Annotated in this window: 9 protein-coding genes and 1 riboswitch; of the genes, 1 reads left to right on the forward strand and 8 read right to left on the reverse strand. The window is 33.9% G+C overall.

Features of this window, described 5'->3' with window-relative positions; translation table 11 throughout:
- The 8 genes from GOQ24_RS11935 to GOQ24_RS11970 form a co-directional block, all read right to left on the reverse strand.
- Positions 1-388: YceI family protein (locus tag GOQ24_RS11935; protein ID WP_160339785.1), on the reverse strand; the 388-nt coding region annotated here is incomplete at its 3' end.
- Between the two features lie 102 nt (positions 389-490).
- Entirely contained in the window at positions 491-1,162 is a 672-nt protein-coding gene (locus tag GOQ24_RS11940) for a hypothetical protein (protein WP_160339786.1), read from the reverse strand.
- Between the two features lie 234 nt (positions 1,163-1,396).
- Positions 1,397-2,206 carry a bifunctional hydroxymethylpyrimidine kinase/phosphomethylpyrimidine kinase gene (gene thiD, locus GOQ24_RS11945; RefSeq protein WP_160339787.1) on the reverse strand — a complete coding sequence of 270 codons (810 nt, stop codon included), beginning with the start codon at positions 2,204-2,206 and terminating at the stop codon, positions 1,397-1,399.
- Positions 2,207-2,218: 12 nt separating this feature from the next.
- On the reverse strand, positions 2,219-2,872 hold the full coding sequence (locus GOQ24_RS11950; RefSeq protein ID WP_160339788.1) for a TenA family protein: 654 nt from the start codon (positions 2,870-2,872) through the stop codon (positions 2,219-2,221).
- Between the two features lie 2 nt (positions 2,873-2,874).
- A complete protein-coding gene (gene thiE / locus GOQ24_RS11955; RefSeq protein ID WP_160339789.1) occupies positions 2,875-3,516 on the reverse strand; it encodes a thiamine phosphate synthase in 642 nt (213 codons plus the stop codon).
- Positions 3,513-4,310, reverse strand: coding sequence for a hydroxyethylthiazole kinase (gene thiM, locus GOQ24_RS11960; RefSeq protein ID WP_160339790.1), 798 nt, complete (start codon positions 4,308-4,310; stop codon positions 3,513-3,515). The genes thiE and thiM overlap by 4 nt, the downstream gene beginning before the upstream one ends.
- Positions 4,311-4,425: 115 nt before the next feature.
- Positions 4,426-4,518: riboswitch (TPP riboswitch) on the reverse strand.
- Positions 4,519-4,556: 38 nt separating this feature from the next.
- Complete coding sequence (locus tag GOQ24_RS11965; protein WP_160339791.1) at positions 4,557-5,723, reverse strand: MFS transporter; 1,167 nt, start codon at positions 5,721-5,723, stop codon at positions 4,557-4,559.
- Between the two features lie 65 nt (positions 5,724-5,788).
- Positions 5,789-6,619 carry a helix-turn-helix domain-containing protein gene (locus GOQ24_RS11970; RefSeq protein ID WP_160339792.1) on the reverse strand — a complete coding sequence of 277 codons (831 nt, stop codon included), beginning with the start codon at positions 6,617-6,619 and terminating at the stop codon, positions 5,789-5,791.
- Between the two features lie 915 nt (positions 6,620-7,534).
- Between GOQ24_RS11970 and GOQ24_RS11975 the strand changes: the two genes are divergently transcribed.
- Positions 7,535-8,416 (forward strand): hypothetical protein, encoded by an 882-nt coding sequence (locus GOQ24_RS11975; protein ID WP_160339793.1) that lies wholly within the window; start codon positions 7,535-7,537, stop codon positions 8,414-8,416.
- Positions 8,417-8,538 lie beyond the last annotated feature (122 nt).

The raw sequence follows: 8,538 nt of genomic DNA on the forward strand, positions 1-8,538 counted from the left end.
TACCCCAAGGATCAATTAAGACACCACTATACTTAGCATCAAAACTAACTGATTTAGACACACCTTTAATAGTTAAAAGGCCTGTTACTTTAAATGTAGTATCAGCTACTTTCTCTATTTCTGTAGAAGTAAACTTAATCTCCTTAAACTTATCGGTTTGAAAAAAATCTGCACTTTTTAAATGGTTATCTCTTTCTGTATTATTGGTATCAACTGAATCAACTTTTGCATTAAAAGCAATCAACGAATCTTCAAAGTTATCAGACTTGCTTTCAATAGTAGAGGTAAATTCATTAAATTTTCCTGACACATTAGTAAACATCATGTGTTTTACTTTAAATCCAATTTCAGAATGAGTAGGATCTATATTCCATATTGCGTTTGTCATAATCTTGATAATAAATATTATTATTAATCTTTTTGTTATGCCAAAGATAGTAGCTCAAACATATAGATACACTTGAACTACATTAAGAAAGAGAATCAATATCTAATACAAACGAGCTGATACAAAAACACCAATATTGTTATAATTATCCTTGTCTGGTCCATACCAATCAAAATTACTGGCCAAACCAAAATCAACTTCTTTATACGTTACTCCAGCTCTTAATTTGATATAACTACGAGCGTGGTCACCATTATCTGGTGTAAAACCATAAAGTCCTTGAAGTCGATAATAGTACTTCCAGTTTGTATCAATCACAGGTTTGTACTCTACAAACAAAGCTGTTTCTTGTATAGGATTACTTTGCAAATCTATACGAGGATTAATATTAAATGTATATTCTGCATTGGCTTTTGTATAAGATAAAGCTGCTGAAGCTCTAAGTCCAGTCACATCTGTATAGAAATATCCTCCCATAATGTCTAAACCTCCCACTACATTATAAGTTAAATACCCTTGACTCATTACATCATCAAAGTCTTTCTTGTCAAATTCCGCTACTAAATTAGAGACACTAAAAAGTCCTAACTTAGGTACAGATTCAAACTTTTTGTTAATTACAACTTCAAAAAAGCCTCCGCGATTCCCCACTAATGACTCAAGCACTAAAGGTAAACTTCCCTTGGATAGCACAGGTGATTCTTGTGCTTGTACACCTACTAGGGTAGATAACAACACTGCTATAACAGCTATAATTCTTTTGCGTATAAACATGAGAGTTAGATATTTAGTTAATAACAATACAATACGCAAATATCAATCAAGAAAATATAGTTTCCAACGGTTTTCTTATCACTTCTTCCTATTTACCCACTTTTTGATCTTAAAAAAGTGAATTCTTATTACATTCAAAATACATTATTTGATTCGTTTATTAAAAAAACAGGAGCTTACTTTTGCAAACTCCTGTCTTTTTATAATTTTATTATATACAGTGGTATCCGTTAATTACCAGAAATCAACAAAATGATGAACTGGTCCATGTCCTTTTCCTATCTCGTATTCTGCTCCTGCTTTTATCACTCTTTCCATATAAGCTTTAGCCAGTTGCACGGCCTGATTCAAGCTTTTACCTTTAGCTAAGTAAGCAGCTAAAGCAGAAGAAAAAGTACAGCCTGTTCCATGGGTATTGTTCGTGTAAATTCGAGCTGAACTCAACGCTAAGAGTTCATCGGTCTCGGCATTGTAAAACACATCGGTTAATACATCATCGGAAAGATGACCAGCTTTAAGTAAAACAGAAACCTGTCGATTCATGGATAATTCCCGTGCAAAATCAGGCAAATCTTCTTGTTTCTCTATAGGTCTATTAAGTAATATTTCGGCCTCTGGGATATTAGGTGTAATAACCCTTACATAGGGAATTAACTCGTCTTTTAAAGTTTGTATAGCCTCGTCGTGCAAAAGTTTATCACCAGAGGTTGCAACCATAACTGGGTCCAAAACGATGTTGGTATAATTATATCCGATTAATGTATCCCTAATCGCTATAATTAACTCTTTAGAATGCAACATTCCTATTTTTATAGCATCGCTTCCAATATCATCCAATACTGATTTTATCTGACCTGTAACAAAATCTACCGGAACAGGGTGTACACCAGTTACTCCTACTGTATTCTCATCTACTACAGCTACAATAGCACTAGCGCCATAACAGCCACAAGCTGAGAAAGCTTTTAAATCTGCTTGGATCCCCGCCCCACCACTGGGATCACTTCCTGCGATAGTCATCGCAATATGATATTTCTTTTTCATACGTTTGCTTGATTAAATTGGCCATTTCTCTAAGCGATAAGCACTATCCCAGAAAATCCACTCCAGTTTACTACACATTACAAAGGCAGCAGTCATTTGCTCTTGGCGCTGCTCGGTGTTTTGCTCTGCAATTTCATCGCAAATACTAATGGCTTTTTTAACTGCTGATCCAAATTCTTCTCCCCCATAAGTATTAATCCAATCTTGATAGGGATTTTCCGATGTAGTTTGATTTTCCAAAATATAATCTCCTACCTGTTTATAAATCCAAAAACAAGGCAATACTGCAGCTAAAGCAACTTCCAAAGGAGCATGAGCAATTTGCCTTTCCAAGTAGTTGGTATATAACATACATCCAGGTGAGGCCTTTAGCTCCGATAAGTCCTTTAGCTCTCCTACATAAGATTCATGTAGTATCTTCTCTACCATCATTGTGTCTTTAGCAAATCCTAAGAAGGCCTCTGTATGCTCCACTTTGTCAAGTTTTACAGCCAGAGCCGCCAGAACTTTGCCATAGCGAGCCAGATACAACGCATCTTGTTGAATATACTGTACAAATTTTTCTTTAGCTAAAGTCCCCTGCATCAACTCAGTGATAAATGGCATACTAAAAATTGCTTGATTAACCTCTTGGCTTGCTTGCCAAGCTTTTTCACTCCATTTCATAATTACATATTGTTTTTGGTTTGTTTGACTATATTTAAAAGTTCCGCAGCTGCTAATTTGGGTTTATCTGCTGAAATGATTGCCGAAACAAGTGAAATACCATCAGCTCCAGCATGTATTACTTGCTCTGCATTACTGGCATTGATTCCTCCAATTCCCACGCTCAAGTGTTTTGATTTTCTTGAAAAATCCCTTACCCCTTCAATTCCAATTGCCTTTGAGGTATCTTTCTTTGTTGTGGTATCAAATACAGGAGAAAGTCCAATATAATCAACATCTAAAGTATTGGCATATTCAAGCTGCTGAGCATTAGAAACAGAAAGGCCTATGATTTTATCTGGTCCCAACAATCTTCTAACTACTTGATAAGGCATATCTGATTGACCAATGTGTACCCCTTGCGCATCACAAGCTAAAGCTATATCTACGCGATCATTGATAATCAAAGGAACATCATACGGTTTTAAACACTCTTTGAGTCTTACTGCTATATTGTAAAATTGTTTTGTATCACATTGTTTTTCTCTGAGTTGCACTATAGTTACTCCTCCTTGAACAGCTTGCTCGACAATATCCACAATATCTCTACCTAAAGCACATTCCCTGTCTGTCACCAAATAAAGACTTAAATCCAATTGCCTCATGCCTTGAAATACATTTTAATTATTGCCTGATCTATCTTGTAAAGTTCATCTAAGAAATTCACTTGCATACTACCATTACCACTGGCATTTGCTGCTGCGAGTTCCCCTGCAATCCCCATAACAACCATTGCGTTGTAAGCGGCCTTTAACACATCATTATTCACAGCTACAAATGCACCTATAAGAGCAGTAGCTGAACACCCCATACCAGTTACTCGCTGCATGAGTGCATGACCGTTTTTTACTTCTAACACGTCTTTACCATCTGTGATATAGTCAATCTCTCCGCTTACCACAACCACACAAGCGTATGACTTCGCCAACTGCTTTGCCAAATCAATAGCACTATCAGATGATACTGTGCTATCAACGCCTTTTGTCTTGGTATTAACTTTGGCCAAAGCCATGATTTCAGAGGCATTTCCCCTTATAATAGTAGGTTTACATTGTTGCAATATTTGCTCTGCCACTGTATTTCGATATGCAGTAGCTCCAACGCCAACAGGATCAAATACAATAGGCGTATTTAATTGTTTTGCTTTATTTGCTGCCAACAACATTGCCTTTACTTTACTGGAATCTAAAGTTCCAATATTTAGAACAAGTGCAGAAGCAATACTTACCATGTCCTCCACTTCCTCTACTGCATGAGCCATCACAGGTGATGCCCCAATTGCAAGTAAGGCATTAGCTGTATTGTTCATCACTACATCATTGGTAATATTGTGTACCAATGGAGAGTGTTGTCTTACTTTATCTAAGTCTTCGATAAGACTACTCAATTGTGCATTCATATTTAATTGTGTTTGATTAATAACAAAAAAAAGACCGCTTTGCATCGTGCAAAACGGTCTTATGGTATATAATAACGTCTATCTATAAGTATAATATCCTTATAGCTTGTCTTTTTTATAGTACAATCCGTTTCCCTCCGATGTCAATTACAACATATCAGGTTATAGGGTATAATCTCAGCTTTTTAAAGCACCCCTAACAGTCTTGCTACAAACATACAGTTAAAATTGAACACATGCTAATTTTTAACCATTAACACCCCCTTTAATAAATCGCTTGAAATATTGGTAACAAGCAATCAGGACTATTACACCGTTAATCAGCATCAAGATATAAATACCAAACCACTGCAATAGTAGCCCACCAAGTAAGGCCCCTAAACCTATAGCTCCATTAAAACAAGACACATAAATTGCAACGGCATTACCTGCCTCTTGTTTTGCAAGTTTTATTACAAGTGCCTGAAAACAAACAATTAAACTCGAAACACAACCTCCCCAGATTACAAACAAAGGGTATAATACAAGGGTATATCCTTTGATTCCAAATACACTAAAGAGCAATAAACACATAGCTGTTAAAGCAATAGCGTACAACACAATTTTAGACAAATACTCTTCAATGTAGCGCGTGAGTAACGTATTGGATAAAAAACCTGCTACTCCAAAACACAACAAAAGTAAAGAAACACTTGATTCCTCCAATGCCAATGTATTTGCAAGCCATGGCTGAACAAATGAGTAAATAGAGAAATGGGCTGTGATACAACACACACTTATTAATAAGATTGCTACTACATCTTTATTCTCAAATGTCTTCTTGAACAAAGCAAAGCCTTTTGATGAACTATGTTCTCTTAAAGTAGGAACAAAAACTAATAGCAATATACCACACGCAAAAGCTGATAAACTCAAAATATTATAAATAGTTTGCCACAAAAGATAAGTACTTAAAAAATTGACAATAACTATACAGAAAGCACTGGCAAAAGACACTCCTAAAAAAGCGATTGCTGTGGCTTTTGCTTTGACTTCATCCTTGACAATACTCGTAGCTGTAATAGCCAAGAAAGCTAAAAATGCTCCATTGGCTATTCCTCCTATAACCCGTGCTAAATACAAATAGAAGGTGTGATCTGCTATAGAAGTTATATAATTAGCCAAAGCAATCAAACCCAATAATACTGCCAACAATACTCTGCGATTTATCCCTGCCAAAAACATTGGAGTCACAAGAGCTACCAAAGTTCCTATCCAAGCATATATAGTCACACTTACTCCTATTTCGGATTCACTTGCCCTTAAGGATTCTCCCATTAATGACATAACCCCCAAAGGGGCAAACTCAGTACTAACGATAATAAATGCACTAAAAGACAATAAAAATAAGGTGATGTAGTTTCTAACTCCCATTTGTTTAATATTTACGGGCAAAACTACTAAGTACAGTAAGGGGAAAATTGTCAAAATAGGTAAACCTATTGTATAAACTGGTTTTGATAAGCTTTTCGAAAATCCAAAGGGGACATTCCCACTTGTTTTTGAAAGACTTTATTAAAATGAGCCACATCCTTAAACCCAAGTTCAAACGCAATCTCTTTGATAAGTAAATCGTTTGTGTACAAGAGACGCTTGGCCTCCAAAATAATGCGATTGTAAATAAACTGCTTTAAACTCACACCTGTATGTTCGAGCATCACCTTATTCAAAGTCCTTTGATTCACTGCTAAGTGATTGCTGTAAAAAGACAGTTGTTTTTGTGTTTTGTAATTTTTATCCACTAATTTTAGTACAAAATCAACCAATGTTTTATCTAAAACTTGATTTTCGAATTCTCTTGATACAAAAACATCTGTTATGTGAACAAATAATGCTTTAAAGTAAAAGCTTAGCAAATCTCCTCTACGCTTATCATTGTACTCCTGTTGAATTAATTGCACTAACAGTTCCAAGTGATTTTTTAATACATCACTTAAAATAGCACAAAAGTAGTTAGCAGAAAAACAAAATGGATGAGCAGCTCCTAACAAATCAATAAAATACTCTTTGGAGAACTGAAAAACATATCCCTTGACTTTAACCTTATCAAATTTGTGAACTTGATTAGGGGTCAGAAGTAAAACTGTATCAGTAACTAAGGCAAGTTCACTTGATTCAACATAATGTAGCCCCTGTGATTCTATATCAGTAAACCATAGAAACTCAAAGTAATTATGCCTGTGAAAATCACAAACTTCTTGAACCTTTATATTTTCTAATCGACCTACAAAAAAAGGAATTTGTATCGGAAGGTTTACACTTTCTATCATTGAAATTAGCTTGAACAAAGTCACTTTGACCTACTCACTTATAAAAAACTAAATTACTAAAAAATCAACGAACCATAGTTACATCCCTAATAAAAGCTAAATAATAGCTTGAAGTCAATACAATAACAAAGAAGTAAGATGATATAAGAAAATAGAAATACTACTTACAAACAACTATAATAAAGCCACTTGGTTCTCTATCTGAAAGAATCAATTGTGTTCTCTAAAGATAAAATCACTGTAATTGATCAAGCTTTCAAAGCACATTTCAGTGCTTAGCTTGCACTTTTTTGGGGATTACTTCGGTATTGCTAGGGGTTTTCTCGCCCAGAAGGCCTTTTTCTCGAAGAAAGGTGCAAGAAAACCGCAAGCAAACCGAAGCAAAGCCATTGTTAAATTACTCGGAAATGTAAATAAGCAACAGATTCTCTTTACACCTATTTTTACAGCTAATAATGTTATGTTTTGCCATTTCTTTCTCTAATGTGTATTTATTCTACTACCTAAGTCAATATAAATAAAGAAACACTAACGAGCTATATCTCTTGAACTGTTCTTGAAAAAGAGAGTAAAACTAATTGTCAAAATCAAAAAGAATAGAGACAATGCAATGTTACTATTAATCAACACAGTACATAAAAAGAAAACATTGCTTAGTGAAACGTCACAGAGGTGAACTAGTAATCTTGTCTCAAGTAGAACAGACAAGCCTATGTAAATTCAATACATATTATCTAAGTTATCATTGATAAAAAGGACTAATAGCATAAGTCTTATTTACGTTAATATTGCTTAAAACAAATTGTTCAATAGAAATAATTATACACAGATAAGAGCAAAAACATAGTTATCAATTACCATAATTATTAAAAATTATTAAAAACAAGTATCTTTACAATCATAAAAAAAACAAATATGAAAAAGTTCTTAAAGCCAACTGTGCTTTCATTGATCGCATTAGCTATTCTTAGCTGTTCTTCAGATGACAATAAGTCAAATGATGATTTTATTACTCAAGATATCACGGTTCTTCGCTCGATACATGATAGTAATTACTACAAAATTAAAGGTGAAAGTGAGTTTAAGTTAGTATCAACTAACCTTATTGAGTACAACTATAACGATATTGCACAGTTAAAAAATATACTTTCAACTGATACTGAAATGAAAGTTGAAGGAGATAAAAAACAAGAAACTAAAGACATCATCGAAGATGAAATACAATATGGAGAAAACGGCAAAATTAAATCTATAAAAACTACAAATAAAACCGAAGGTGAGATTATTTCTGAAATTGTATTTGAATATGATGAAAATAACAGAATAATTAAAAGCTTTGATAAGGTAGATAAGATTACAGAGGTTTTCGAGTATAACACTGAAAACTTACCTGTAAAGTCAATAATTTCTCAAGAAGGAAATCCTACATCAGACATAAATGTGTACAAATATGAAAATGGCAACTTAATTTCTGCAGAAAAACTACAATCAAAAGAGGATGAAAAAGACATCACTTACTTTGAATACGATAATTATAATAGTCCTTTTAAAGATATGTCTGTAAATAACTTTTCATTTGAACATGACTATGTTGATGGATTGAGCTATGCTTATACTGTTAAAAACAATATTTTAGCTTATCATTCTGAATATAATAAAGATAAGGTAGAGATTAAATATAATTACAATCAACAAAATTACCCTATTCAAGCAGAAACAATTGAAGTTGAACCAAGTGGCAATGAGTTTAAAACCATAACAAAATATACCTATCAAACCATAACAGTTATTAAGTAGATTACCAAACTTTAAAAAGAGGCTTTTGTTAAAACAAAAGCCTCTTTTTAGATTATTGTTGTAAACAAATCAAATAATAAGCACCTAATTCAATCAACTAACAAACAACTACAAATCAATAT

Source organism: Myroides sp. LoEW2-1, from assembly GCF_009767705.1.
Taxonomy (GTDB): Bacteria; Bacteroidota; Bacteroidia; order Flavobacteriales; family Flavobacteriaceae; genus Flavobacterium; species Flavobacterium album_A.